Source organism: Ruegeria sp. (genome assembly GCF_040830605.1).
In the GTDB taxonomy this organism is placed as follows: domain Bacteria; phylum Pseudomonadota; class Alphaproteobacteria; order Rhodobacterales; family Rhodobacteraceae; genus Ruegeria.
In genome coordinates this window covers 50091-76563 of the sequence record NZ_JBFOMD010000010.1, presented here as the reverse complement: position 1 = coordinate 76563, position 26473 = coordinate 50091, and the positions used below count along the sequence as shown (strand labels likewise).

22 protein-coding genes are annotated in these 26473 nt (G+C 60.1%); 8 read left to right on the top strand and 14 right to left on the bottom strand.

The genetic code is table 11. The annotated features are described in order from the left end of the window. Nucleotides 1-239 precede the first annotated feature (239 nt). Complete coding sequence (locus AB3N21_RS16240) at nt 240-3944, bottom strand: AAA family ATPase (protein WP_367936202.1); 3705 nt, start codon at nt 3942-3944, stop codon at nt 240-242. A gap of 360 nt (nt 3945-4304) precedes the next feature. Here AB3N21_RS16240 and AB3N21_RS16235 point away from each other — a divergent pair, with 360 nt between their 5' ends. The 4 genes from AB3N21_RS16235 (at nt 4305) to AB3N21_RS16220 (ending at nt 6653) form a co-directional block, all read left to right on the top strand. After that, entirely contained in the window at nt 4305-4739 is a 435-nt protein-coding gene (locus AB3N21_RS16235; protein ID WP_367936201.1) for a hypothetical protein, read from the top strand. A 98-nt stretch (nt 4740-4837) separates the two neighbouring features. Beyond that, nucleotides 4838-5119, top strand: a complete 282-nt coding sequence (locus AB3N21_RS16230) for a hypothetical protein (RefSeq protein WP_367936200.1) — start codon at nt 4838-4840, stop codon at nt 5117-5119. Nucleotides 5120-5448: 329 nt separating this feature from the next. Then, complete coding sequence (locus AB3N21_RS16225; RefSeq protein ID WP_367936199.1) at nt 5449-6285, top strand: hypothetical protein; 837 nt, start codon at nt 5449-5451, stop codon at nt 6283-6285. 173 nt (nt 6286-6458) lie between these two features. Then, complete coding sequence (locus tag AB3N21_RS16220; protein ID WP_367936198.1) at nt 6459-6653, top strand: hypothetical protein; 195 nt, start codon at nt 6459-6461, stop codon at nt 6651-6653. Here the strand turns inward: AB3N21_RS16220 and AB3N21_RS16215 are convergent. The 11 genes from AB3N21_RS16215 to AB3N21_RS16165 form a co-directional block, all read right to left on the bottom strand. Then, the gene (locus tag AB3N21_RS16215; protein WP_367936197.1) at nt 6634-7356 is read right to left on the bottom strand and encodes a FadR/GntR family transcriptional regulator; all 723 of its coding nucleotides are present in this window, start codon (nt 7354-7356) and stop codon (nt 6634-6636) included. The genes AB3N21_RS16220 and AB3N21_RS16215 overlap by 20 nt on opposite strands. A gap of 3 nt (nt 7357-7359) precedes the next feature. Further along, on the bottom strand, nt 7360-8184 hold the full coding sequence (locus AB3N21_RS16210; protein WP_367936205.1) for a sulfite exporter TauE/SafE family protein: 825 nt from the start codon (nt 8182-8184) through the stop codon (nt 7360-7362). Between the two features lie 11 nt (nt 8185-8195). Then, nucleotides 8196-8945: a DUF1028 domain-containing protein gene (locus tag AB3N21_RS16205; protein ID WP_367936196.1), complete on the bottom strand. Its 750-nt coding sequence runs from the start codon at nt 8943-8945 to the stop codon at nt 8196-8198. 1 nt (nt 8946) lies between these two features. After that, nucleotides 8947-10740, bottom strand: a complete 1794-nt coding sequence (locus AB3N21_RS16200) for a gamma-glutamyltransferase family protein (protein ID WP_367936195.1) — start codon at nt 10738-10740, stop codon at nt 8947-8949. Between the two features lie 20 nt (nt 10741-10760). After that, a complete protein-coding gene (locus AB3N21_RS16195) occupies nt 10761-11624 on the bottom strand; it encodes an ABC transporter permease (RefSeq protein WP_367936194.1) in 864 nt (287 codons plus the stop codon). Between the two features lies 1 nt (nt 11625). Next, complete coding sequence (locus AB3N21_RS16190) at nt 11626-12570, bottom strand: ABC transporter permease (RefSeq protein WP_367936193.1); 945 nt, start codon at nt 12568-12570, stop codon at nt 11626-11628. A 60-nt stretch (nt 12571-12630) separates the two neighbouring features. Next, a complete protein-coding gene (locus AB3N21_RS16185; RefSeq protein WP_367936192.1) occupies nt 12631-14142 on the bottom strand; it encodes an ABC transporter substrate-binding protein in 1512 nt (503 codons plus the stop codon). Continuing rightward, nucleotides 14139-15236 (bottom strand): ABC transporter ATP-binding protein, encoded by a 1098-nt coding sequence (locus AB3N21_RS16180; protein WP_367936191.1) that lies wholly within the window; start codon nt 15234-15236, stop codon nt 14139-14141. The genes AB3N21_RS16185 and AB3N21_RS16180 overlap by 4 nt, the downstream gene beginning before the upstream one ends. Beyond that, a complete protein-coding gene (locus AB3N21_RS16175) occupies nt 15224-16249 on the bottom strand; it encodes an ABC transporter ATP-binding protein (protein WP_367936190.1) in 1026 nt (341 codons plus the stop codon). Before AB3N21_RS16175 ends, AB3N21_RS16180 begins: the two co-directional genes overlap by 13 nt. Before the next feature lie 1426 nt (nt 16250-17675). Beyond that, entirely contained in the window at nt 17676-19007 is a 1332-nt protein-coding gene (locus AB3N21_RS16170) for a hypothetical protein (RefSeq protein WP_367936189.1), read from the bottom strand. 367 nt (nt 19008-19374) lie between these two features. Beyond that, on the bottom strand, nt 19375-19752 hold the full coding sequence (locus AB3N21_RS16165; RefSeq protein ID WP_367936188.1) for a hypothetical protein: 378 nt from the start codon (nt 19750-19752) through the stop codon (nt 19375-19377). 263 nt (nt 19753-20015) lie between these two features. Between AB3N21_RS16165 and AB3N21_RS16160 the strand changes: the two genes are divergently transcribed. The 4 genes from AB3N21_RS16160 to AB3N21_RS16145 all read left to right on the top strand — a co-directional run bounded on the left by AB3N21_RS16160 (nt 20016) and on the right by AB3N21_RS16145 (nt 25270). Then, nucleotides 20016-20540, top strand: coding sequence for an RNA polymerase sigma factor (locus tag AB3N21_RS16160; RefSeq protein ID WP_367936187.1), 525 nt, complete (start codon nt 20016-20018; stop codon nt 20538-20540). Then, nucleotides 20537-21310 carry an anti-sigma factor gene (locus AB3N21_RS16155; RefSeq protein WP_367936186.1) on the top strand — a complete coding sequence of 258 codons (774 nt, stop codon included), beginning with the start codon at nt 20537-20539 and terminating at the stop codon, nt 21308-21310. Before AB3N21_RS16160 ends, AB3N21_RS16155 begins: the two co-directional genes overlap by 4 nt. Nucleotides 21311-21569: 259 nt before the next feature. After that, entirely contained in the window at nt 21570-23804 is a 2235-nt protein-coding gene (locus AB3N21_RS16150) for a calcium-binding protein (RefSeq protein ID WP_367936185.1), read from the top strand. 233 nt (nt 23805-24037) lie between these two features. After that, on the top strand, nt 24038-25270 hold the full coding sequence (locus AB3N21_RS16145) for a serine hydrolase domain-containing protein (RefSeq protein WP_367936184.1): 1233 nt from the start codon (nt 24038-24040) through the stop codon (nt 25268-25270). A gap of 164 nt (nt 25271-25434) precedes the next feature. Here the strand turns inward: AB3N21_RS16145 and AB3N21_RS16140 are convergent, their stop codons facing one another. Together AB3N21_RS16140 and AB3N21_RS16135 are read right to left on the bottom strand one after the other, a co-directional pair. Continuing rightward, a complete protein-coding gene (locus tag AB3N21_RS16140) occupies nt 25435-25986 on the bottom strand; it encodes a pyridoxamine 5'-phosphate oxidase family protein (protein WP_367936183.1) in 552 nt (183 codons plus the stop codon). A gap of 94 nt (nt 25987-26080) precedes the next feature. Next, complete coding sequence (locus AB3N21_RS16135; RefSeq protein ID WP_367936182.1) at nt 26081-26347, bottom strand: DUF1127 domain-containing protein; 267 nt, start codon at nt 26345-26347, stop codon at nt 26081-26083. Nucleotides 26348-26473: the final 126 nt, after the last annotated feature.

The following is a 26473-nucleotide window of genomic DNA, read 5'->3' as shown; positions in this document are numbered from 1 at the left end:
GCATGACCTTACCCTTTGGAAAATGAGCCTCCCGAGCGGCTACGGCTCATTTTCCAAAGGGTAAGGTCATAACACGATTCTTCGCACTGAAGCTGGTCCGACTGGAAGTCGGAGGGTTTCCTCCAAAGCGTGGATACTAAAATTGCCAACTGATACCACGACGGCGGTGAAACGGTTTGGCCCACCCAAAACTGTGCAGCAGTCCGGTCAACACCTTCGGAACCACCATGCCCATCGGCTCATGTAGTATCCCGCTGCCTTCCTGTTACTTGGCGCAATCGTGCAAGCCTGCCGGCCCACAGGGCGGCCTTTTGATCGGCAGCCAGCGCCTCTGCTCGTGACAGCAGATCTGCGGCGGCTTCGGTATCGTGTCGCAACGTGGCGGGATTGGCCGTAAGATCTAGCCGGATCACCTCGGCCTGACACCACGGCTCGGCACCGCACGCGATCGCGTCGCTTGCCGCGCGGAAATAGGGCTGCGCAGCCGCGACCTCGTCATTTTGCACCAATGCGGTGGCAAACATGGCGTCAAGAATCGTGGTCGAGACAATCGTCTTGGACCGGTGCAGCATCTTGCGGCCTGTGTAGAACCGGTCCGCTGCCTCTGGGTCGGCGTTCAGATGCAGATCGGCAATACCCACCAATCCGTTCGAGTAGGCCGCCCACATAGAGCTGTGGCGATCGCTCGAAAGCTGCAGACTGATTGCAGCCAGACTCCGGGTCGCTTCGAAATCTCCCAAGATCAGCATGGTCTGCGCAGCCAGAACATGGGCGGTGATCCTGGCCTGGATCAGCCCCTTGCGATCAGCCATCGCAAGAGTCTCGTCAATCATCGACCGGGCGTCGTCCTCGTGCCCGAGTATGGTCCGCACCCGGGCGTGCAACATTCCTATCGGGATCATTTGGTCGACCCCCATCGCATCGACGCTGCTCGGTGCGGTCGGGCGATTCAGAGCCTCAGTAGCGATGCAAAAGGCGGCGTCGGCCTCGCAAAAACGCCCGAGGATCAGGTTGCCCGCAGCGATAAAGCGCTGACCCAGCGCCTCTTGCGGGCCATAGGCGTCGTTCCATGCGCGCAATTTGAGGATCTGTTCGCCCACCTCCCGCGCACGGTTTCCGTCAGCTTGCGTGTAGTGCATCGAGTAGGTCTGCCAGAGGATCGGGATGGCATAGCGCGACGACGGGCGAGCGACCGCAAGCCTCTGCGCTTCGCCGAGCAGGCCGGTCGTCTCGGGATGGCCATATCCCAGATCATGCGCCACGCACAGGCTAAGCTTGCCCATAATATCCAGCCGGTCGTCCTCGCTTTCCTCGGTAAAGCGCAGATGCGGCAGTTGCGCCAATGCTTCGTTGAACAATGCGCGCGCTTCACGGTGGGCGAATTCGGCCAGCGCCTTTGACCCGGCGTCCTTGTACAGGGTCAGCGCCTCGCGATGCAGGTCTGCCGCCACAGCGTGGCGGGCTATGGTTTCGATTGGCGCCGTGTCGCCGTGCCGGAAATGATCAAACAGTCGGCGATGGGTTTCCCTGCGATCATCCCCGGTTAGGTTGTCCTGCGCGGTATCGGCGACCAGAGCATGGCAGAAAAAATACTCTTCTCCAACATTGCCCAGATAGCGAAAGATAACCCGTTCCTGCAACATCGCCGCCAGTGCCTGATCGACATCGGGAATGTCACCGCCGCAGGCCGCCAGCAGCGAGGCACGGTCGAATTGCCGCCCAATACACGCCGCTCGTTGGGCGACGTGCCGATGTGGCCCGAGACGTTGTATCCGCGCCTCCAGCGCCGCCTTGAGTGTCAGGGGCTGCGGGGTGACTTCACGTGGGTCGCCAAGTGTCGCATCCCCGTTGCCATAGCTGCGCGTCAGTTCCTCGAGAAATAGTGGCACGCCATCTGCCAAGTCGATGATCTTCTCAGCAACCTGCGCCTCTGGTTCGGACACTCCCGCCAGATGCGCCCGGATCAAAAGTAGTGCGTCACTACGCGACAGTCCCTGCAGTGACAGGTCGGTCCGGAAGCGGCTGGGCAGGGTCGAGACATCAAGCTCTGGCCGTCCGATCAGCAAGATGAACAGCTTGTTTTCACCAAGACTGCTGCAAAGATGCTCAATCAGTTCCAGCGTGCTGGGGTCGGCCCAATGCGCATCGTCCAGTACGACAAAGGTCAGCCAGCCACCGTGCGCGCCAAGAAAGTAAGACAGAAGCGATGCGATTACGCCGGCCCGCCGATCTGCGGGAACCATATCATTGGCATCTGGGCCACCCGGTTCGCTCCCGATGCGCAGCAGATGCGCGATTACGGCGACATGCTCCGGGTCGGTCACCCCGGCCTCTTCCAGATGGGCATTTAGGCGATCAGCCTGAGCCTTTGTGTCCCCGGCCCGCGACAGACCGGCAGCAATGGCGATGTGGTCCAGCACCGGTTTGAACGGCGTGCCTTGCCCCCGCTGTTCGCATTGCAGCAGAATCCGGCGTGCGTCGTATTCCAACGCCGCGCGGGCAATCTCTTCATGAAAGCGGGTCTTGCCGATACCCGGCTCTCCGGTCAGCACAACCAGTTGGCCGTCGCCCTCACTGGCACGCCCGAGGCGATCCATCACCAGATCGAACTCGCGCTGTCGCCCGATCATCTCTGCAGGGGCCGCGACGTTTCGGGCGGCGAAACGGTTGGTCAGTCGAGCAGAGCCGACCGCCCGGGTGCCATTGGGGGTGTCGCGAAGCAGGAATTTTCCAGCGGTCAACTCCTGGGTTGCGGCCGAGATCAGAACCTCGCCGGAGCTAGCGTTCAGCATCAGCGCCATCGCCTGGTCCGGTGGGGCGCCGACCGGGTCGAGATCGGACTCAATCAGCATCTTGCCGGAGCTGATCCCGATCCGGCAGGGCGCGATCCGCTGTATCTCAAGGGCAGCCTGCACCGCCAGCGACGCGGCATCCTCGGAAGCGACGGGCCAACCGAAGTAGCTGAAGCTCACAAGTCCCGGCGCACGGTCGGTCTTGCCCCCGAACCGTGCAATGATCTTTGCGAACGCCGCTTCACACCTCTGTCGGATCGCATGCACTTTTTTAGGGGTGTCAGCGTCTGCCGCATCGCTGGGCAGAGCCCATGCCGACACCACCGTAACCAACCGACATTCACGCACCGCCCCGGCATCCAGCACGGGGACAGGATCGACTACGGCCGCATACCGCGGTGCAAATCGTCCGGTGCGCTCTGCAATTTCGGCGGCAAGTCGGGCGGTTTCGGAGTCCGGTTCGATCTGCAGGTCGTCACGCAAGCGCGTGGTCAGCTTCCGAAAGATATCATCGGCTGCGGCTGCATTTCCGGACAAGGCAAAACCGGTCATCAACCATCGCGCGGCTTGCTCATCATAGGGATCGGCCACGGTCATCTGTCTGGACGCTTCGATCAGCGCCGCGTTGTCACCCTCCGCCTCGGCCCGTTCGGCCCGCGCCTGCAGGATCGCCCGGACGGTGTCACCGATCCGGTCACGTTCTGCCCGGATCCAGGCATCGATATCGGGCGACACTCCGTCCCACCCCGCCAGAAACAAGCCCGGGGCGGCATCGCAGATGGCACTGTCCAGATCACCGAGATCACTGCGGATCGCGCGGGGGTTAACCGCCACCGACTGCCCGTCGGCCGAGATCACCTCAGGCTCGATCCCCGCAAAAACCCGCCGGATGCGGAAGATTGTCTGGCGCAGCGAGCCGCGTGCCTGGTCCTCGCCACGCTCACTCCAGAATAGTCCGGCGAGGTGGGTGCGAGTTTGCGAAACGCCGGGCTGCATCGCGAGATAGGCGAATAACAATGCGGCGTGCCGTGTCGGAAACGTTACCGGCCCTTCATGGGTGCGGACATCGAGCCCGCCGAGTAGCCGCACCCGCACCGGACGCGGTAACAGGCACTGGTCGCTCGGGTCGAGACCCGAGCCTTCTTTGTCCATTGGCTGCATTTGTAACGCAAAATTAACACCGATCCCCTGCAACCGCCACCATTCGGGTGTCGTCTTGTAACGACCAGATAACGCGATCTGCGGCATCGTGGCGACATCTGAGGGGCCAATTTTCCCCAAAGATCTGCTGTTTCGCCCCACATTACTCAGGGCTTGCTAGCGCGATTTTTCGATTAGGAACCGATGGTGATTTTAACCAATACCATTTCGATAGCCCCCACCCGGAAGAGTCACGATCAAAGTCGTGCGCTCTTCCGGGGATTTTCAATGACGTGTCCGTCGCCCGGACCTGAGGGAGCATCCACTTTACCGCGTTAGGCGGCCAACCGAAAAACCGAAAGGAACAAAAGAATGGCTGATGTGAAGGTCAAGACTCAAGTCACCATCGACAAGATCAGCGTGACGAAATGCTGGGACAAGTCGGTCAAGCGCCCGGTGTCCGAAGCCGCGGCCAAAGTGATGGAAAAAGCGTTAAAACGTGTGTCGTCGCTGCAATATGTGAAGTCGATCAAATCCAAAGACAAGGGATTGGGCGTCAGCATGACTTTCACCGACATCGCTTACGACGCCAAGAAAAGGACGCTTGCGCTGAAGCTGGAGATTCTGGTGTCGAAATATCCCGGCCCCAAAATCGCGACGACCGGCGGCAGCCCGGCCAAGCTGATGGCCACCAAGCTGGACGAGAAAGCTGCGCTGAAAGAGGCGCCGTTGCTGGCCGGTGATCTGGTTGATTCACAAACAAAAAAGCTGATCAGCGTGGTTCAGGCGCTCGCCAGGTCGCTTTGAGCGATGCGCGCCGCGCCACGGGCATTGCTCAAAGCGCCGACCACGTCGGCAAAATCAATTGAAACTCCAAGACCCGGAATTCCAGAAAGGAAATTTAAATGAAACGCATATTGCTTGCATCCGTCGCAACAGCTGGACTCTCCTCTAGCGTAGTCGCCGAGCCGTCGGCAGCCTGCACTGGTGACAGCTACCATGACCTGATCGTCGGCAGCTTTGAGAGAGCGGGGTTTCAAACCGACTCGCTGAAACCGACACGCGCAGCCGAAAAGGCTTCGGCCAAATCCGACTATGACACGCTGGTACGTGACAGCTTCTCGCGCGCTGGACTCAAGGTGCCCGAGAGCGATGCGCCGACAAAAAATTCCAAAAAGAGTTTTTGATCGGGAATAACTGCGGTGGCCTGGGCGTAATGGTTGAGCAGCGCGGGTCGCAAGCTCCGCAATGCGACTCGTATTTTGAAAAGGACGATTGAACCATGCACCACACTTTGATCCGACCATGACCGATTGGAACTGATCGCGACCCCAGTCGGAGAGGCAGCTACCGATCCTGCGGTTTCAAGACGATCGAAACTCTCAAACTCTCCACCGGCAACGGTGTCACATTTTCAGTCTCCCGCTCCGTCGACCTCGCGGATTGAGGATAGTCCGGTTTGAAGTTCACTTGAAACTTTGAAGCCAAAATTATTAAATAGTGAAAGGACTTACACATGTCTGTCGAAAAACAATACGCCACCCAGGCACAGTCGTTCATCAATGGTGTGCTGTTTTCATCCAAGTACATTGATCTCGTTGAATCCCTCAAGAAGGAGTTTCACGCGTTCCAAAGTCACCTAGCCATCTCGCTGCACAGCAACATGGTGTATCCGAGATATGAAGCGATCCGGAAGAAGCTCGATGAAGTGCTCAAGACCGGGAACGTGCTTCTGAAAAAGAAAGAGGTGAAGAGTGCCAAGCAGGTTTACACCGCGCTGAAAACGCTCCTCCGGACCACAAAAAAGAGAAAAGCCGAGGTTGTTCGTGACGAAAAGGAATACGAAAAGAAAGGCCGTGCCTCGGGTTTGATCGAAGTCGACATACTGATCACGGCACGGGATTTCGCGAACCAGCCAATGAACGACGCCGTTGCCGAGATCGTGGTCGATTCAGCCCCCAAGAAGGCCAAACTGCTTGCCAGAATGTCCAAGGGAATGGTGCGGTTTAAAGGCATAATGGTCGAACCGGACGGAAATCTTCACCTGAAGCTGAAGGTGAGGCGAAAATCCAAGAATATCCTGTCCAACAACCTGATCTACCGAAACCTGAGGCAGAGGAAACCCCTGGCAATCTCGGCAACGGAAGAGTTCACCAAGATCGAGGTCACGGAAACCTCGGGCAAAAAGGCCGTCAATTCGGTGAACGCGAAGGGAAGCGTCGGTGTGGACTTCAAGGTCGTCAAGGGCGGCACCGAGATATCCACGGCGAAAGGTCTTGAAAAGTCGACCGGCCGGTCCGAGAAGTACACCTTGTTCTTCCCGAAGGGTACGATGAAGCTCGTCCAAAAGTGAGCCAGCTCATTTCGGAACACAAGCTATGGATCATCTGGGCAACAAACCCAAAGAACTAGGCTCTGGAAACCATATCACTCAGTCAGCATGGCAGTGTTTCAAAGCACTGCCGCGACTGGGTCGGGGTCAGCCGTGACGTATCTGTCCCATAAGGCATCCTTCCATTTCATCGAATGGATCGCACCATCAAACCTTGGGATCAAACACCTGGAGCCGTCGCGCCAAGTGTCATGTCCATCCCGGACGACACACCGAATGAGGTGATGAACGGCGCAGGTGAAAACAAACTCTCGATCAGCCTGAAGCCATTCCCGCCGGATATTGGCCAGCCACAACGCCCTCCATGGATCATTGTCGTTTTTCGGTAGGTGGCAGCTGATCCTCGGAACCGTAGCTGCGATTGCGCAGCATTGCGTTCGAAACCGACAGCAGATGCGTTTCCATGATTTCGGCAGCGGCCTGACTGTCGCGTGCGGCGATGCTGCTGAACAGCTGTTCGTGTTGTTCACCGAGCCGCACCAGCGTGGATGGTGAGTATCTGGTTTCCCGGCGGCGCGTCCATTCCGCCTGTCGCCGGACCGCGCGGATGGAGTCGTAAACCGTCAGAAACAGAGGGTTATGCGCCAGCTCGGCGATCTTGTAGTGAAAGATGTCGTCGGCTACGCCGTAGGCCTCGGTGTCAGAGGCGACTAGGGTCGCCTGGGTCAACTGTTCCAGCGTCTTGAGTTCCTTGACCGAAGCACGCCGGGCGGCAAGGGCGGCCAGCGCCGGTTCGATCTCCAGCCGCACCTCCATGACGTCGCGCGGCATGACTTTGGCCGCCAGCGCCCGGAACGGGTTGGCTTCGACCGCGGGTGGAGGAGAGGCGAATGTGCCCTGACCGTGGCGGCGAAAGATGGTGCCATCCTGTTCCAGCAGATCGAGGATGCGCCGCATCCGCGCCCGCGTCACCTCGAGCGTTTCGGCCAGCGAGCGTTCGGGCAGCAGCTTGCCATTCTTCAGGAAGGCCCCCGAGTCGATCCCGGCACGCAGGGCAGCGGTCAGGTCGGCATCTGATGGACTATTTCCCACGGTTCACCACGCTCTTACCAGGTCAAAAAACATGCGCAAGGACGTAAGCATCAGGAACAGGCCAAAAGCAAGCCGCAATGCGCGTTGTGGAATGGAATGGGCGATGCGCACGCCGACATGGGCAAAACTGGCGGTCAGCGGGATGATCAGCATGGCCGCAACCAGATTGACATAGCCCAGCGAGTAAGGCGGCAGACCAGGCTGACCCAGACCGGTGGCCGCGTAGATGAGCGCTCCGGGCAGGCCGATGACGAAGCCGATGGCGGCCGACGTACCCACCGCGCGGCGGATGTCATAGCCCAGAAAGTTCAGAACCGGCACACAGACGGTGCCTCCACCGATGCCCATCATGGCCGACACACCCCCTGCCAGCACTCCGGTCGCAGCCCACGTACCGGATGAAAAGCTGCGGGGTGATGCAGTGCTGTCGGGCTTGCGAAAGATCATGTCTGTCGCCACCAGGCCGGCAACACAGGCAAAGACCGCCACCAGGATATATCCGCTGACCAAACCGCCCAATAGCCCGCCGATGATTACGCCTGCGAGGATGGCCGGGGCCCATCGCCTCAGCAGGGCCATGTCCAGCGCGCCGCGCCGGTAATGACCCCAACCGGACGACAGCGAGGTGAACACGATGGTGGCGAGCGATGTGCCCACCGCGACCTGCATGGTCAGCGCTGGATCATTGCCCGAAAGTGAAAGCGCGAAGTAAAGCGCGGGAACGATGACGATGCCGCCACCCACGCCCAGCAACCCCGCCAGAACTCCACCAAAAACGCCGGCCCCGGTGGCGATGGCGAACAGGGCCACCACGGTGGATGGGGCAATCGCGCCCAACCTCAGGGCGCTCCGGTGGCTAGCGAGCGGCTGACACGGCCGGCAGCCCGGCGTTCGGCCTCACCTCTGGCGATGGCCGCCTCAAGTGCGGTTCGGTCGGGGTTGCCTGAGAAGTTGCGCTCGCTCGGCATGGCTTCAGCAAAGTGCAGATAGCGCTCACCCGCCACGTCATAGAGCCTGCGCAACTCGGCCAGGGGATCGTGATGATCGTCGGTGCGGATGTCGAGCCAGGAATGCGCCTCGCCCCGGTGGATCACCATGCCCGCCGCCTGTTTGCCGCGCTTATCACCGCCCAGCCGCTCGCCTGCCTCCATCGCAGAGATCAACCGTTCGGCGAAGGGCTGGCCGCTGCTGTCAGCGAAGGTCTCAAAGGTGGCTTCCACCACATCGGGCCCGGCAAGCATGTTACCGGCGACCGAATGATGCGGGCCGATGCGATGACCGGCCCAGTCAACGCAATCCTCGCCGGTATGAGCGGCAAAATCGCCGTGGCTGTCCAGCAAATGCGCCTGCCGCGCGGCGCGCCCGTCATCACGGGCCACCAGATCGTCCAGCACCTCTTGCGCTGCTTCGCCTGCTTCGAGCCGCCGCAACCCTTCGGTGCCCCAGACCGGGTTCGAAAAGGCCTGTGAGGCGATAGCGCTGTGTGCGCCGACGCATGGGACACGGGCGCCGCAGGCAAAGAAGCGGCTGGCAACGATGATGCCGATGACGCCGGTTTCGGGATCTTTTGCAATCAGGGAATAGGTCATGTCAGCGTCCTACTGCATAGGCCTGCATCAGGCGCGGGGTGGCGGCGGCACGCAGGGTGCCGTCCTGTTCGCGGAGAGCGGCGGTCAGGCGGCCGACAGTCCACGGTTCGGCGACGGTTACCTTGTGGCCACGCGCTTGCAGGTCCTCGATCACGGATTCGCCGAACGAGGCCTCGATCATCATCTCTCCGGGCTGCGCCGCGCGGGGGTAGAACGAGCTTTGGAAATGCATCGAGTGAAACAGCGGTGCATCCATGCAGGCCTGCAGCTCCAGCCCGAAATGCACAAAACGCAGGAACCAGATCAGCTGCCACTGATCTTGCTGGTCGCCGCCCGGTGTGCCGAAGACCAGCCTGACCCCGTCCTTTTCGGCAAGGCTGGGTGTCAGCGTGGTCCGCGGCCTGCGCCCGGGCGCCAGCGAGGTCGGCAGGCCCGGTTCCAGCCAGAACATCTGTGCCCGGCTGTTGAGCGGAAAGCCAAGCCCGGGGATCACCGGCGAACTTTGCAGCCAGCCGCCCGAGGGCGTGGCCGCCACCATGTTGCCCCAGCGGTCGATCACATCAAGGTGCACGGTATCGCCGCGCTTTTCCGTCAGGTGCGACATGGTCGGCTCGCCCGCGCTGGCACCGGTATTGGCCTGAAAGTCTCTTGCGGCGCGGGCGATATAGGCGTCGGCCAGATGTTCGAACCCCGGCACCCGACCCGGGCGCTGTTCCTGCGAGGCATCCGGTCCAATCAGTGCCCGGCGTTGTGTAGCGTAGGCGTCGCTTAGCAGGTGCTCCATCGGGACATCGCTGTGATCCGGGTCACCGTAATAAGCCTCGCGATCGGCATAAGCGAGTTTCATGGCCTCGATCACCGTGTGGGCGAACTCGGCCCCGTTCGGGTCCATTGCGCCCAGATCGATCCCCTTGAGGATCGCCAGCGCCTGCAACATCACCGGGCCCTGGCTCCAGGCATGGGTCTTGTGAACGGTCCAGCCGTGATAGTCACAGCTGAGCGGTTCTTCGTAGCTGGCACGCCAGTCGGCCATGTCACCCCGCGCCAGCACGGCCCGGTTGCGCTGGCCCGACACATCCATGACGGTTGCCTCGGCCAGATAGTCAAAAATCCGGTCGGCCACGAAACCCTGCCGCCAGGCGCGACGGGCGGCGTCGATTTGTTCGACACGATCCTCGTGCGCGGCTTCGGCATCGGCCATAAGACGTTCATATGTAGCGGCCAGTGCAGGGTTGGAAAAATTGCCATTGGGCTCGGGTGCTTGCCCATCGGGCAACCAAGTCTCGGCAGAGCTGGGCCATTCATCGGCAAAGAACTCCGACAGGCCCGCGATGGTATGGGCCACACGCGGCAGAACCGGGTGTCCGTCTCGGGCATAGGCGATGGCGGGCTCTAGGACAGTGCGCAGAGAAAGCGAGCCATGATCTCGCAGCATCAGCATCCAGCCATCAAAGGCGCCGGGCACGACCGTGGCCAGCAGGCCCGAACCCGGGATCAGGTTCAGACCCAGACCGGTATAGTGTTCGATAGTGGCGGCTGCCGGGGCGGGCCCCTGGGCGCAGAGCACCTGCGTCTTGCCGGTTTTGGCCGAATGAAAAATCGCGGGCATGTCGCCAGCGGGGCCGTTCAGATGCGGCTCGACCACTTGCAGGGTCATGGCGGTGGCAACGGCGGCGTCAAAGGCGTTGCCGCCCTTTTCGAGGATGCCGAAACCCACAGCCGAGGCGATCCAGTGGGTCGAGGTGACGACGCCAAAGGTGCCTCGGATCTCGGGACGGGTGGTGAATTCAGACATGGTTTTGCTGTCTCCGAAAGTCAGTGTTCGCGCGGGTCCAGCGCGTCGCGCAGCCCGTCGCCCAATAGGTTGAAACCCAGCACCACAAGAAAGATCGCGATCCCCGGCCACATGGCCATCCACGGGGCCTGGTTGAGAAAGTTCTTGGCGGTGTTCAGCATCGAGCCCCAGCTTGGGGCTGGCGGTTGCTGACCGAGACCCAGAAAGGACAGCGAGGCCTCGGCGATGATGGCGGTGGCGATGGTCAGCGTGGCCTGCACCAGCACCGGCGGCAGCACGTTGGGAAAAATATAGCGGGTCAGGATCTTGGGCGTTGGCAACCCGATGGCGCGGGCGCTGGTGACATAGTCTTCGGCCTTGACCGACAGCACCTGCCCCCGCGTGAGCCGGATGAAGATGGGGGTGGCCGACAGACCGATGGCGATCATCGCATTGGTCAGCGATGGACCCAGAAAGGCAGCCAGTGCAATGGCGAGGATCAGGAACGGCGCGGCCAGCAGCGCCTCGGTGCAGCGCGAGATCACCGCGTCGGTCCAGCCGCCGAAGTACCCTGCAACGATGCCCAGCGGCACCCCCAGCAGGACCGCGATCCCGACCGAGACGACACCCGCCAGCAGCGACGCCTGCGCGCCCCAGATCATCCGGGCCAGCACGTCGCGCCCGATCTCATCGGTGCCAAAGGGATGGGCAGCGGTTGGCGCCTTGCGCACCGCGCCCCAGTCCGTGGCAGCGGGATCGGGCACAGGCAGGATCGGCGCGGCCAGCGCAATCAGGACAAAAAACGCCACCAGCACACCGCCAAGCATAGCGCTCTTGTGGGCACGGAACTTCTTCCAGACCCGGCTTTCGGGACGGCGTGTCAGGATGGGGTCGGCAATGCTCATCTCAGGCGGTCCTCAGTCGCGGGTTGAGCAGCACATAGGCCACATCGGCCAGCAGGTTCATCACGATAAAACCGACAGCGGTGACCAGCACGATGCCCTGCACCACCGCATAGTCGCGGTTGAAGACTGCATCGACCACGAGTTTGCCAAATCCGGGGATGGTGAAGATCTGCTCGGTCAGCACCGCGCCCGCGATCAGCTCACCAAACAGCAGCGCGGTCAGAGTCACAATCGGTGTCAGCGCGTTGCGAAAGGCGTGTTTCAGCACCACACGGCGCTCGTGCAAGCCCTTGGCCCGGGCGGTGCGCACATAGTCGGATTTCAGCACGCCCAGCATGGCGGACCGTGTGTGCCGCATCAGTGTGGCGGCCAGTGCCGTGCCCAGAACAAAGGCAGGCATCAGCATGGTGGTGATGGATTTCACCGGGTCTTCGGACAGCGGCACATAGCCGGAGGCAGGCAGCAGGTTGAGCCGGACCGACACCAGCAGGATCAGCATGATCCCCAACCAGAAATTGGGAACCGACAGGCCCGAAAGCGCAACGATGTTGGCCACATAATCGATCACCGTGCCCTTTTTGACGGCCGAGACGATCCCCGTAGGAATACCGATCACCAGCGCGAACAGAATCGCCATCACCGCCAACTGGATCGTCACCGGCAGCTTTTCGGCGATCAGCTCGGTGACCGGCTGGTTGGTACGCAGCGAGATACCCAGATCACCGCGCAGCGCGTTGCCCACCCAAGTCAGATACTGCACCGGGACCGGATCGTTCAGGCGGTACTTTTCGCGCAGATATTCCAGCACCTCGGCGTCGCGCTCCTCGCCCGCCATGGCCAGCACCGGATCGCCGGGCAGCAGTTTTTGCAGGCTGAACACAAAGACCGAGATCAGCAGGATCGTCGGTATCGCGATCAGAATGCGACGCAGGATGAAGGACAGCATGGCTCAGGCTTTCAACAGGGTGGCCAGCCCGGAGAGTCGTTCGGGCGGGCCGGAACAAGTTCAGTTCTCCAGAGTCACGCCTTCCAGACGGATCATCCCGTCCGGATAAGGGGTGAACCCCTTAAGATTTGTGTCGAGCGCCCAGATCCAGGTCTGGTGGTAGAGATACACGATCGGCATATCCTCGATCAGGACATCCCGCGCGCCGTCATACTCGGCTTTGCGGGCCTCGAAATCGGTCGAGGCACGGGCCGCATTCAGCATCTCGTCCACTTTCGGGTCCGAGTAATGGCTGTCATTGATGCCGCCGCCGGTGGTCATGAACTGGTGGATGTTGCCATCGGGATCGACTCGTCCCGACCAGCCGATCTGGCTGGCCTGATAGTCGCCCGCGCTCTGATCGGCGAGCAGGGTGGCGAACTCTTTCGAGGTGATCTCGATCCTGATCCCGGCCTCGGCGGCCATCGCCTGCACGACCTGCATCAGTTGCAGCGGCACGGTGGTATTGGGCACTTGCACCTCAAGATCGATGCCATCGGGATACCCCGCCTCGGCCAGCAGGGCCTTGGCCTTATCCACATCCTGCGCGGGCACCGGATGATCGGCGTCATACCAGGGCGAGGTCGGCGGGAACGGCTGGTTGCCGGGGGCAAAGGCGCCCTCGAACACCACCTGATTGATCGCATCGCGATCCAGCGCATAGCTGAGCGCTTGGCGCAGCCGCTTGTCGTTGCCCCAGGGGTTGTCGCCTTTCTCACCGTTGGCCACGTTGAAGGTAATGCCCTGATATCCCAGCGAAACGGCCCGTTCGACGGTGATACCCCCGTCACCCTCAGCCTGAGCCAGATCAGTGGCGGCAAGGCGTTCCAGCATGTCGACATCGCCCGATTGCAGGTTGGCCAGTCGCACTGTGGTGTCCGGGATGGGCAGGAACGTCACGCTGTCAAAGTGGATCTCACCGGCGTTCCAATAATCCGGAAAACGTTCTAGCGCGATCCGATCCTGCGCCACGCGTTCCTTGAAACTGAACGGTCCCGAGCAGACAGGGTTCAGACCAAAATCCGCACCCGCTGCCTTGGCTGCGGTGGGCGAAACCATCATGCCCGACCGGTCGGCGAACTGCGCCAGAAGGGTTGCATCGGGGGCCGCCATGTTGAAGCGCACGGTGTAGTCGTCGACCACATCCACACCGGTAACCGACTTGAGCTCGGACTTGCGGCGCGATTCCTCAAGGTTTTGAGAGCGGTCGATATTGTCGGCAACCGCTTGTGCATTGAAGGGCGTCCCGTCATGGAACACCACGCCCTCGCGCAAGGTCATGGTCAGCGACTTGCCATCCTCGCTCCATTCCCAACCGGTGGCCAGTTGCGGGATCAGTTCCAGGTCAGGGGTGATATCCACCAGCTTGTCGCAAAGCGAAGCGTAGACGATGCGACCGACGAACGTGCGCGACTGATCCGGATCCAGCACATCGGCATCCGATTGTAGCGCGATACGCAGATCAGCAGCCTGCACCGTTAGCGCGGTGGCGCTCAGAAGCCCGGCTAGCAGGCTGGTCTTGAAGGCATTCATGATATTTCCTCCCTGTGTGTGGCAGCATTTTCCTTGGCTTCCAAAGCCGCGCGATACAGCGCGAACCGCTCTTCAGCTCCGGCACTGCGATGCCGTGGCTGGGCCGATTTTTCGGCTTGCGGTATGGTTTGCCAGTGGTAGCAGGCAACCGAGTGGGTGCCGTCCACCAGCGTGGTCATGGGTGTATCGGTCCGGCAATTGTCCTGCGCAAAAGGGCAGCGGGTGTGAAACCGGCACCCTGATGGTGGTGCCGAGGGGCTGGGCATCTCGCCGCTCAGAGTGATCTGTGTGCGGGTGCGCCCCACCTCAGGTTCGGGGATCGCCGAGAGCAGCGCGTGCGTATAAGGATGGCGCGGGGTGTCAAAAACCTGATCGGCCGGGCCGCTTTCAACGATCTGGCCCAGATACATCACCGCAACCCGGTCGCTCATATGCCGGATCACCGCCAGATCATGGGCGATGATCACCAGCGTCAGGTCCAGGTCCTGCTTGAGATCGTTGAGCAGATTGACCACCTGCGCCTGCACCGACACGTCCAGTGCCGAGACCGGCTCATCCCCGATCAGCAGGCGCGGCCCCGAGGCCAGAGCCCGGGCGATGCCGATACGCTGGCGCTGCCCGCCGGAAAACTCGTGCGGGTAACGGTTGGCGTGATCGGCCAGAAGACCGACCTGCGCCAGGAGATCCGTAACCTTTTGGCGGCGCGCGGCGGCATCCAGTTCGGGGGCATGCACCTCAAGCGGTTCGCCCACCAATTGGCCCACGGTCATGCGCGGGTTCAGCGACGAGAAGGGGTCTTGAAACACAAACTGCATATCCCGGCGCAGCGGAGCCATGTTACGTCGTGCGAGGTCCTGCACCTCTTGCCCGTCAAACAGCACCTGTCCCGATGTGGGACGGTCCAACCGCATCAGCAGCCGCGCGAGGGTGGATTTGCCGCAACCGGACTCACCGACGATGGCGAATGTCTCTCCGCGCCTGATTGCCAGTGACACGCCATCGACGGCGCGGACCTTTGTTTTTGGGGCAAACAATCCGGCACTCAAGGTAAAATGGCGCGTCAGAGCGCGCGCTTCGAGGATCAGATCGCCCACTTCACATCCTCCTGTCGCTCCAGTGGTGCGAAGTGGCAGGCAACACTGTGGCCCGGTGCGACCTCACCCGCGGCGGGCCGGCTGGCGCAGCTGGCGGTGGCAAAGGGGCAGCGGGTGCGAAACCGGCAGCCTTCGGGCATATCGGCAATCGACGGGACGGTGCCGGGCACGGTGATTAGCTTGCCGCGCCCGCCCGACATGCGCGGCACCGAACTCATCAACCCAATCGTGTAGGGGTGTTGCGGGTCGTCAAAGACAGCACCCACCGGCCCGCTTTCAACGATCTGACCGCCATACATCACGGCCACGGTGCTCGCGATTTCGGCTACCACACCCAAATCGTGGGTGATCAGGACCGTTGCCATGCCGGTTTCGCGTTGCAGATCGAGGATCAGATCGAGGATCTGGGCCTGAATGGTCACGTCCAGCGCGGTTGTCGGCTCATCCGCGATCAGCAGCGCCGGGTTGTTGATCAGTGCCATTGCGATCATCACCCGCTGCCGCATCCCGCCGGACAGTTGGTGCGGGTATTCGCGCAAACGCTGTTCTGGTGCCGGAATTCCCACCCGGTGCAGCATCTGCTGGGCCCTGTCGGTTGCCTCGGTCCGGGTGCAACTGCGGTGATGCAGAACCGCCTCGGCGATCTGGTCTCCGATCCGGAAAGCTGGGTTAAGCGAGGTCATAGGTTCCTGAAAGATCATGGCCATGCGATTGCCCCGGGCGGACGCATCCAGCCCACCGGTGCGCAAGTCATGGCTGTGACCTTCGAACTCCATCAGGCCATTGGGGATGTCGATGACGTCGCGCGGCAGCAGACCCATCATGGCCATTGCCGTGATCGACTTGCCGCAGCCGGATTCGCCGACAATGCACAGGGTTTCACCTGCCGAGACCGACAGGTTCAGCCCGTCCACTGCCAGGGCGTCATGTCCGCGAAACCGCAGGCTGAAGTCACTCAGCCGCAGGATGGCGTCATTCGGATCTTTATCTGAAAGGGCATCCGCTCGTTGCACAGCGATTCAACCTCTAACGCAACCTATTTGATATTGGTTGCATCAATTGTGTAACGTGTCAATCGGGAACATGAGGCAGCAAAACCCGGCGATCGGTTGATCCGGCAGGTATTGGCGAAGTAACCAGACACTGTTTGGTTGCAGGTTGAATGTGGTTGTGACGGTTGTCGCCATCGGGGATCTTGCTGAAGAAGAGCCTCATCCCCTAAAAGGGCCAAGACGCCTTCAAGGATGCAGGGTGCCCCTGCTATGCCACACTCGTGAGAGTGTCCGTGCCTTGAGACGCTTCCAAGCCAATGATCTCGGGACTCCACTTACGCCAGTTCGATCTCGGAAATTCTTGCACCGGCGGCGAAAGTAAGGAAGGACGGGCCGCATCGCACCGCAGGAAGTTTCGGCAAGCGGTCTAGTTTAGCTGCTTGTCTCGAACGAAAACGAGGCCTTCAGTTCAGAGCCGCCACTGCGCGGAGGTGGTCGGCAGCGAAATCGACGAAGCTGCACACTTTCGCCCCAGCGCGCCCACCTTCAATGAGAATTGGGTGATTGCCCACGCAGCCGCTTCAAAATCATTGAGGACAGTGCGGAGGTATCCTGCTTTCAAGTTCCGGCCGATCTAACAGGATAGGACGCGGCTGTCACCCCAGCCCTGCCGCGCAACCTCGATCCCCGCCGCCATGCTTCCAACCACCATGCGCGGATTGATCCGTACCGCTTGGCTCATGTCCGTACCAAAGCGCCATACCATTTCCGGGCCGTTCGGAGAGGCAAAAAAGGTATCACACCGTCCGTGTTCCCACGCGCCGGTCTCGATGAAAAGGTATCCGCACAGGCTATGAAGTACCTTAAGCAGATCGCGGCTGACGCGAGCTGATGCTTCAATACCCCGACCGACCTCCAACGTCGCGCAGGAGGTTGGTTAGGACGGTTATCAATCCGAGATAGAGCAGAGCTTTGCACTGACATATGTCGCTGGCCGCGATCCTGTTTGATCACGGCGATACGGATAGATCGTTTTCTGAACGCACCAAGACGCTGGCGCACAAAGACCAGACCGTGCCGGGCGCGGCGTCCTTAGTCAGACGATCGCTAGTATGCAGGACAGGGACCTTACAATGATCGGAAGTAATTACGTTATCGGAGCTCGTAGTCTCTTAGGCACGGCCTATCGGATACAAGCTCTATCTCGCGCGTTGGCCAACTGTCATGCATCCCTCTCCCGAGATGGGCGCAGGTAGGTAATCTGCCCATGCTCAATCGGTCGGTCCCGGCCATGCAAAACGCGCAGGTTTTGCGGTCTCGCCGCTTTTGCACGGGTTCGAGGTTTTCCGGTCCCGACCACCGTGCGCCCAGCATGCGATACGCGATGGTTGACGCCGCGCCCGACGAAGCGATCAAATCGGGGCCTGAATGACACCAAAATCCCATCCTATGCCCGCGCTGACTGGGCCTTTGCATAGGCCTCCATCTCGGCACGTAGGATCTTAGTGAACTCGTCCTTCTTGGTCGTCAGCAATCGGTCATACAGGATGTCCGAGATCTTGCCCTTGGCGAGGTCGGCTGCAGCGGCGGCTCCAACGGCTTCACCATTTTTCTTCCCGAGTTGCTTGGGGTTTGTGGCCATCCACTTGCCGATCTCCTTTTCGACCTCCGCGCTCGACTTGAGCAACTTGCTGAAACCACCGGTTCCGAACCTGATGAAGAATTTCATCAGAGCCTGCGTGACCACCTTGTCGGGGAAATTCTTGATTCCTTGCGAAAAGGCGGCCAAGTCCTTCTTGGCCAACTCCTTGGCCAGAAGGATGGCCTCCTTTTCCAGAATGCGCGAAACGACCCTGCTTTGGGACAGGCGCGCGAGCTGGGCCGAGATCATTGGCCGTGATGCCAGTGCGTTCAAAAACGGCTTGGCGGCGTACTTCGCGATACCGCCTGCAATCGCCGAGCCCGCAGCGCCCGTAAGGGCATTGGCCAAAGTCCGCTTGGCAATCTCACCTGGCGAGCGCTGCTTCAGGCCGGCGTCCCACCGGCCCAGCGCGTCGGCGCCGTCAAAGGCAAGATTGACCCCAGCGCTTGAAAGCCCCCCGACCAGTGCCGCCGCCGGCAGACTGGCGGGGGCGGTGACGGTGATGGCAACAACAGTCCCACAGAATATCCCGGCCTCCTTGACCACCTTGAGACCCGAGACGGTACTCTCGGCGGCTCCGATCAGTCCTCCGATCCACTTGTGTACGTCGTTGGTATAGGCCGTGATCGCCTTATCCGCAGCTTCGACATGTTTTGCAAAATCACTGTATTTTCGGCCTTTCGTCGTTTGGGCGAACTGCTTGATTGCCTTGGTGGCAGCGGTTCGGGTCCGTTTCGGTTCGTCATCTGATGAAATTATCTCGACGATAGAGGACACGAACCACTGATCGTCATTGATCTGGCGCTGGGTATCGTGCCGGCCGATGGCATAATCGTACTTAAGCCGGATGGCGGTATAGGCGCGGTCCATCGTCTTGTGAACGTTTGACAGATACGTCTTGTATTCTTTCTCGTTGAGGATCATCTGCCCTTTCGGGCCGTTCACGACATAAACCTTGGCCCTTGGATCAGGCACCCAAACCTCGGTTCCCTTTTTCAATGCAGATCCCTTCTTGAGCAGCGGCAGGACCTTTCGGTTCTGCGGGTGTTTCAGAACCGTATTGGGGTCCTTGATCTTGTACTGCTTGACGATGGATTGAAGCGTATCGCCCTGATTGGCTTTGTGTTTAATCCACATGGATAATCCTCGTTAATGCAAAGCTCAGCGGTCGAAACCCGCCGGATGTAAAATGGAATGCTGGAATGATCTCGCGTGTATCTAAGCGCTTGATAAGCGCCTCTTAGACGAGCATGGATTTGCTTCCCGGAATGAACGGTCCTTGGGAGATAGTCAGCTAAAGAAAAACGGCGCGGCTACGGATTTCTCTGCAGCCGCGCGCCACTCGTTACGGTACAAAAAGGGAGGGTCAGCGCGACGTCAGTAACCGTTGGACTCGTAGGAACCGCCCGGCGCATCAGAGTATCCGCCACCATAGTCGCAGGCGCCAAGCGCCAGAACGCTGAGTAAAATTGCAAAAATCCGTGTCATGTTCAGTTCTCCTCATTCAGCCGCGTGCGGCATCCCAGACGTTACCCACGCCGTCGCCGGTCGCGTCACCTCGTGCGGAGTCGCCTTGCCAGAAATAAAGCGGCCGGCCGTTCAGCGTCCATTGAAGGGTTCCGTCCCCCCGATTGATAACTCGCAGGGCACCACTGGGTTTCGCAGAGGCTGACGCCGTGAACGGCGGCCATGCCTTGGCGCAGTCGTCGTAGCAGTTCGATTTGTTCCTGGCGTCCTTTCGGAACGTATAAAGGGTCATTCCAGTCTTCGCAGACGCAAGAACCTTTCCGATATCAGAGTTTACTGACACCAGCGTTTGAGCTGACGCGGCGGTTCCGATAGCGGTGCAGATAGCAATTGCAACAATCAATGTACGGTTCATGGTTCAATCATCCTTTTCAAATACGGGTCGAATTGCTGGGCTTGTGGCCCGCGCTGCTCAACCATTACGTCCCGGCCACCGCGCTTATTCCCGATCACAAAAATTTTTTTGGAATTTTTTCGCTGGGCCAAGCGTATGCTCCTTGAACAAAGGCGAAGGAGTGCGTGATGCCTGTGGCGTCGACGTGCCAACTGAACAACCATGCAAGTTGCATTCTGGCGCCCGGCGCTGCACTAAGGACGCAGACTGCTCGAATTCAATGCATGGATATTCGAGAGGACCGCGCCTTGTCCGACCTGAAGCGCGAACTGATCGTGCTCTTGCCACGACTGAGACGATTTGCACGATCGCTGACCCGTTCGGTGCCCGAAGCAGATGATCTGGTTCAGGAGGCGTGCCTGCGTGCCATCAGCCGCGCGGATCAATGGGACCCGGCCCAGCCCCTTGATCGCTGGATGTTCCGGGTCACCCGGAACCTCTGGATCAGCGAGATGCGCAAACGGACGGTGCGGCTGGGTCAGGGTCATGTTCCCGCGGACGAAACGCCTGAACTGGTCACGAATGAGACGGGAGAGGCGATTGTTGCGGCAACTGAGCTGCACCGCCACATCGACGCGCTGCCCGAGGAGCTGTCCACTGTTCTTCTGACCGTTTCAGTGGAAGGGTACAGCTATGCCGAAGCGGCAGAGTTGCTGAGAATTCCGATTGGCACCGTCATGAGCCGGGTTCACAGGGCTAGGAAAACCCTGGCCAAACGGATGGCAGATTCCGCAGGAGTAAGCACGTGACCGGATATTCTGACAAACTCAGTGCGTTCCTGGATGGCGAACTGCCGGACGTTGAGATGCAGGTGATTGAGGACGCTCTCGCCAAGGATCCTACGCTTCAGGCCGAACTCGAGGCGCTGATGGCGGCCAATGCGATGGCGAAGGAACAGTTCGCCGAGATACTGCGCGAGCCTGTCCCGCTTGAATTGGCCGCAGCCATTCAGAATGCGCCCACTGAAAGCCCGGCAAATACACCGCGGTCGCCATCGCGGTTCAAAATCCTCACTGCGGTGGCGGCAGTGATCGCCTTGGCGATAGGTGGCGCTGCCGGCTATTTCACCGGGCGTACACAAGGTCAGCAGGTGGCGTCGGCGCCTGGCTGGTTGACCGACATCGCCGATTATCATGGGGTCTACGCCGCCCAAAGCCGGCATCTGGTTGAGGTGCCCGCGAGTGAGGCGGATCATATCCAGACTTGGCTCACAAAATCCGTGGGCGTTGACGTTCGCATTCCGGATCTCTCCGCAGAAGGGCTGACATTCCAAGGAGCCCGGTTGCTGGTGGCCGTAGGCAAGCCGGTTGCACAACTGATGTATACGGATGCCGATATGAGCGTTGTCGCCATTTGCCAGATTCAGTCAGGTACGCCTCGCGACGGGTTCGAGAAGCTCAGCATCAACGCATTCGACATGGTGACCTGGGGCTCTCAAAACTCCAACTTCGTTGTTGTTGGAGACGAAAACCGGGGCGATCTGGTGGAGATCGCTCAACTGGCTGCCTCTCAGACCTAGTCGAAGTCCGGAGTGGCCAGACCGGGTCTTCGGTGCGCCACATCCAAAAAAGTTTCCGAAACGAGAATAATCGACAAGGCACGGGCGTAGTCCCGGTCATGAGCGCCGCAGACTGCGGTTCAAAACTGCGCGGGCGTTCGTGAGAAGAGGGGCGGCATCATGACCGGACCACTTTGTCCTTGCGGAGAAACGTTCGCGTGAACGCCTTGGCGCTGATTTCAGCGAAGCAATTTTTAGATGTTTGTAAGGAGTAAAGATCATGGCCTCTTTCAATTTCATTACTCGTATCGGCAATACATTCTTCGGCACCCGACGCGACGACATCATTGAAGGAAACAACAACGATAACAGGATTTTCGGGCTGCGTGGCGACGACCGGATCGATGGCGCGGGCGGCGATGACACGGTGTTCGGCGGGTTCGGCGATGACCGCGTCGAAGGCGGCAGTGGCGAAGACAAGCTGTTCGGTGGCTTTGGCGATGACCTCGTGTTTGGCGGAGATGACGATGACAAGCTTTGGGGCGGCTTCGGCAATGACACCCTGATCGGTGACAAGGGAAGCGACAAGGTGTTCGGCGGGTTCGGTGACGATCTGATGATCTGGAACAACGGCGACGGGTCGGACCTGATGGAAGGCGGCTTTGGCCATGATACCGTTCAGGTCAATGGCGCCGTCGATGACGGCGACGATTTCCGCATCTCGGCCAATGGTGATCGGGTGGCGTTCGCACGCGAAAACCTGATCCCCTTCCAGCTGGATATCGGGTCTGTCGAAACCCTCGACGTCAATGCTGGCGGCGGTGACGACGTGATCGATGCCACCGGGCTTGCCGCCGAACTCATCAAGCTCGACCTCGACGGTGGCGACGGCAACGACACGGTCATTGGTGGCAATGGCGAGGACCATCTGCGTGGCGGGGCCGGCAACGATGTTGTCATCGGCGGCAAAGGCAACGACACGATGTTGGGCGAGGACGGCAACGACTTGCTGGTCTGGAACAATGGCGACGGGTCGGACCTGATGGAAGGCGGCGACGGCAACGACACGGTGCAGGTCAACGGCGCCGTCGATGACGGTGACGATTTCCGCATCTCGGCCAATGGCGACCGGGTGGCATTCGCCCGCGAAAACCTGATCCCGTTCCAGCTCGACATCGGTACCACCGAAAACCTCGACATCAATGCTGGCGGCGGCGACGACGTGATCGATGCCACCGGGCTTGCGGCCGACCTGATCTCACTCGATCTCGATGGAGGCGACGGCAATGACGAGATCATCGGTGGCGGCGGCGTCGATGTGCTGCGCGGCGGTGACGGCAACGACACGATAACAGGCGGCAAGGGCAACGACATCTTCTTGGGCGAGGACGGCGATGATCTGATGATCTGGAACAACGGCGACGGGTCCGACCTGATGGAAGGCGGCGCCGGCGAGGATACCGTGCAGGTCAACGGCGCTGAAGCGGACGGCGATCTATTCGTGATCTCGCCAAATGACGCCCGGGTCAGGTTCGAACGTGACAACCTGATCCAGTTCCAGCTCGACATCGGCACCACGGAAAATCTCGACGTCAACGGCGGCGGCGGCGATGACGTGATTGTGGCAAGCGAAGGGATTGCCGGGCTGATCAACCTTGATCTCGACGGCGGCGACGGCAACGACCTTGTGATCGGCGGCGACGGCGAGGACGTGGTACGCGGCGGTGCGGGCAATGACACGCTGATCGGCGGCAAGGGGAACGATGCGAAGTTGGGCGACGACGGCAACGACCTACTGATCTGGAACAACGGCGACGGCTCGGACCTAATGGAAGGCGGCGATGGCAACGACACGGTACAGGTCAATGGCGCCAATGGCGACGGCGACAACTTCCGTATCACCGCCAATGGCGATCGCGTGGAATTTGCACGCGAAAACCTGATCCCGTTCCAGCTGGATATCGGCACGACGGAGAACCTCGATGTCAACGGCCAGGATGGTAATGATGTGATCGACGCCAGCGGGCTTGCCGCCGGTCTAATCAATCTCGATCTTGACGGCGGCGCGGGCAACGATTTGTTGCTCGGCAGCGATGGCGCAGACGTGCTGCGCGGGGGCGCGGACAACGACATCATGAATGGCGGCGCGGGGAACGATATCTTGCTGGGCGACGACGGCAACGACGCCATGTTCGGGGGCGCCGGAGACGACATCATGCTCGGCGGTGCCGGCGATGATGCTCTCAAAGGTGGTGAAGGTGACGACGTTCTGAATGGCGGCGCCGGTGCCGACACCTTCCTGTTCGCTCCGGGCGAAGGGACCGACACAATCGGTGATTTCGAGGACGGGATCGACTTGATCGGACTGGACGGCGGGTTGGCGTTTGCCGACCTGACAATCGCGGATGATGGCGGTGACACTGTGATCTCGATCACCGCCACCAACGAGGATCTAGTGCGGCTCGAGAACGTCCAGGCCGCCGATATCGGCGTGGACGACTTCGTCATCGCCTGAGCATCATGACCAAAACGACCGGGCGAAGCGTCTGCGCTTAGCCCGTTTTTGTGTCATCAAACCGCCGTCGATGGTGCAGTCCACTCCCCTTGTCGGTCCAAAAAGCACCGTCCACCGGCCCGACCAGATCTCACATATGTCGGTTTCAGCCACCAACGCGGAAACCATGGTTGTAGCCTTGATAGGCCGTCACCGTGACATCAGATTGGAGGAGACACCGGCCCCACGTCGCCATGCAGATGGAGGCACAGATCTCTAAGCGCAGAGTCTTTGCATGGATTTCCAGCCTGCTTGCCATTGTTGCCAGCGCCGCTGTTTATCTGTCCATGACCGGCGAGAGCGGCCTTGCAAAACAGTCATCCTCCGCGCGACCTCACGAAGTCACTCGACTGGATGCGAAAAGAGCCGAAGGTCTAGGCTGGCGATCAGATGGGCTGGACGCTGTGTTCGGTTTTGTCGCCACGCTCAGTACCGACAGTTTTGTCATCGTGACAAATGGCGAGGTGGTTGGCGCGTACGGCGACCTCAGAAAGCAGTATTCGACCCACTCGATGCGCAAATCGTTTCTCAGCGCCCTCGTGGGAATGCATCTTGGCCCAGGTGCGGGACAGATCAGTCTGGATGCCACGCTGGAGGAGCTGGGCATTGATGACGCGCCAGAACCGCTTACCGCGAAACAAAGACAGGCAACGGTGCGCCACTTGCTCAAGAGCGTGTCCGGCATCAGTCATCCCGCCGCAGCCTCTGGTTCGCTGCAGGCCGACATCGACAGACGGCTGGGCAACCGGGAAAACGAGCCCGGTACCATCTGGGCTTACAACAATTGGGACTACAATGCTCTGACGACGATCTTCGAAATGCGCACAGGTCTTGGGATCGCCGAGGCATTCCATCAGGGAATTGCTGTGCCGTCCGGGATGGAGGGCTTCGACATTGGTGCGGTGTCCTATGTCGCCGACGCCAGCCTCTCGGTGCACAAGGCCGCAGCGTTTCGCATGTCAGCCCGTGATCTTGTCAGGTTCGGTCAGATCTATCTCAACAACGGCCGGATCGGCGATCGGCAGATTGTACCGAGAGAGTGGGTCAACCGCATTACGGAGAATTTTACACAGACGGGTATGGATGGTCTGAGATGGGGACACGGGTATCTGTGGTGGATACCGGGCCCTGGCACCGGACTGCCGGAAGGCACGTTTTGGAGCTGGGGCCTTGGAAATCAGGCGCTTTTCGTTGTGCCCGAATGGAATACGCTGATCATCCACCAGTCCGAGACGGCCGAATTTCTGAAGCGTTTCGTTCCAATGGTCGAACGGGATGGCATGAAGGGGGAAGTAGCGATCGAGCACCTCATTCTTTCATGCCTTGAGCCCGAAAATCGCGAGAGCGATTATTGCGCCGAACATCGCTTCACCACACGGCGTGAGTTCGACAAGTTGATCTCCCTCATCGTCAAAGCTCGAAACTAGCGCGCAATGTTTGCTGCTGAGGGGCTTCCGAGGCGACCTTGAGTTTCGGTAGCAGCGGCGTGGGATGAAACGGCCATTCGTCAGCGGGTCATGAGCAACAGCAGTGTTCTACGGTGCCGAGGACAAGTGACCGCAATACCGGCACAATGGAAACGATCCGCCGCCTACGGGTCTTCAAAAATGCCGGTGGGTTTACCGTCGATCGTCTCGACATTTTTGCGCTCCCAATAGTCTTTGACACCATCTGGCCCCAACTCGTCGTAATAAGGCTCCAATTCCACCTCGCCACGGGATGTCTTGAACTCCATGATGGGCACTCCTGAACCACATGACGTCTGAACCAGATCGATGGTCAGGTCGAACACCTGCCGGCTGCCACCCAGCTTGGGAAAGTCGGTTATCAAGGCATCCCAATCTGCGTCGCGCGGATGGTGAACCCGGGCTTGCCCGTAAACGCGCAAGATCAAAGGGTTCCCCTCGAAAGCGCAGAACATGAGTGTCATGCGACCTGTGGCCCTAACATGCGCCGCGGTCTCATTCCCGCTGCCAGACAGATTGAGCCAGTGGATCCGGTGGTCACCCTTGATCCTGAGTGTGTCCATTCCCTTCGGCGAGACATTCACACGGCCGTCTCGATCCGCCGTCGCAACAAAAAACAACGGTTGCGCTTCGATAAAGCGTCGAAACGTGCGATTGAGCTTCTTTCCCATTGCCATGTCAGTCGTCCTCTTGCGTTTTGCGGATGAATGATGCGGCAACCTAAGGTCAGGTAGGGACCCCAAGTTGCCGCATACGTTCAAGCGGGTTTGATCACCAGTTGGCAGACCGCGACCGACGGATGTCAATCAGTTCCAGTGCACCGCCGGACGGCAACTGCATGCGGGTCGCGCCTGGGACGTCATGCTCGGTCAACCCGATATCACGAAGGTATCTATCGGACAGTTTGCTCAGGTGTGCCTTGGCTTTCCGGCGCTCGATGACCTTGTGAGTTGCAACGTTGGCGGCATCGATCAGTTCCGCAATCACAGCAGCCACTGATTTGTGGTTCAGCGGGGCGGTATCAGAGGTATATGTCATTGGGTGTCTCCTCGAGTACATGTGCGTGTTTTTTGATGCAACCAACGTCGCATGGCCTCGTGGATGCCGGGCAGTGTAGAAAGTGAACCAGCCCCGATACAAAAAGTGTACTGGCCGGAATTCAGG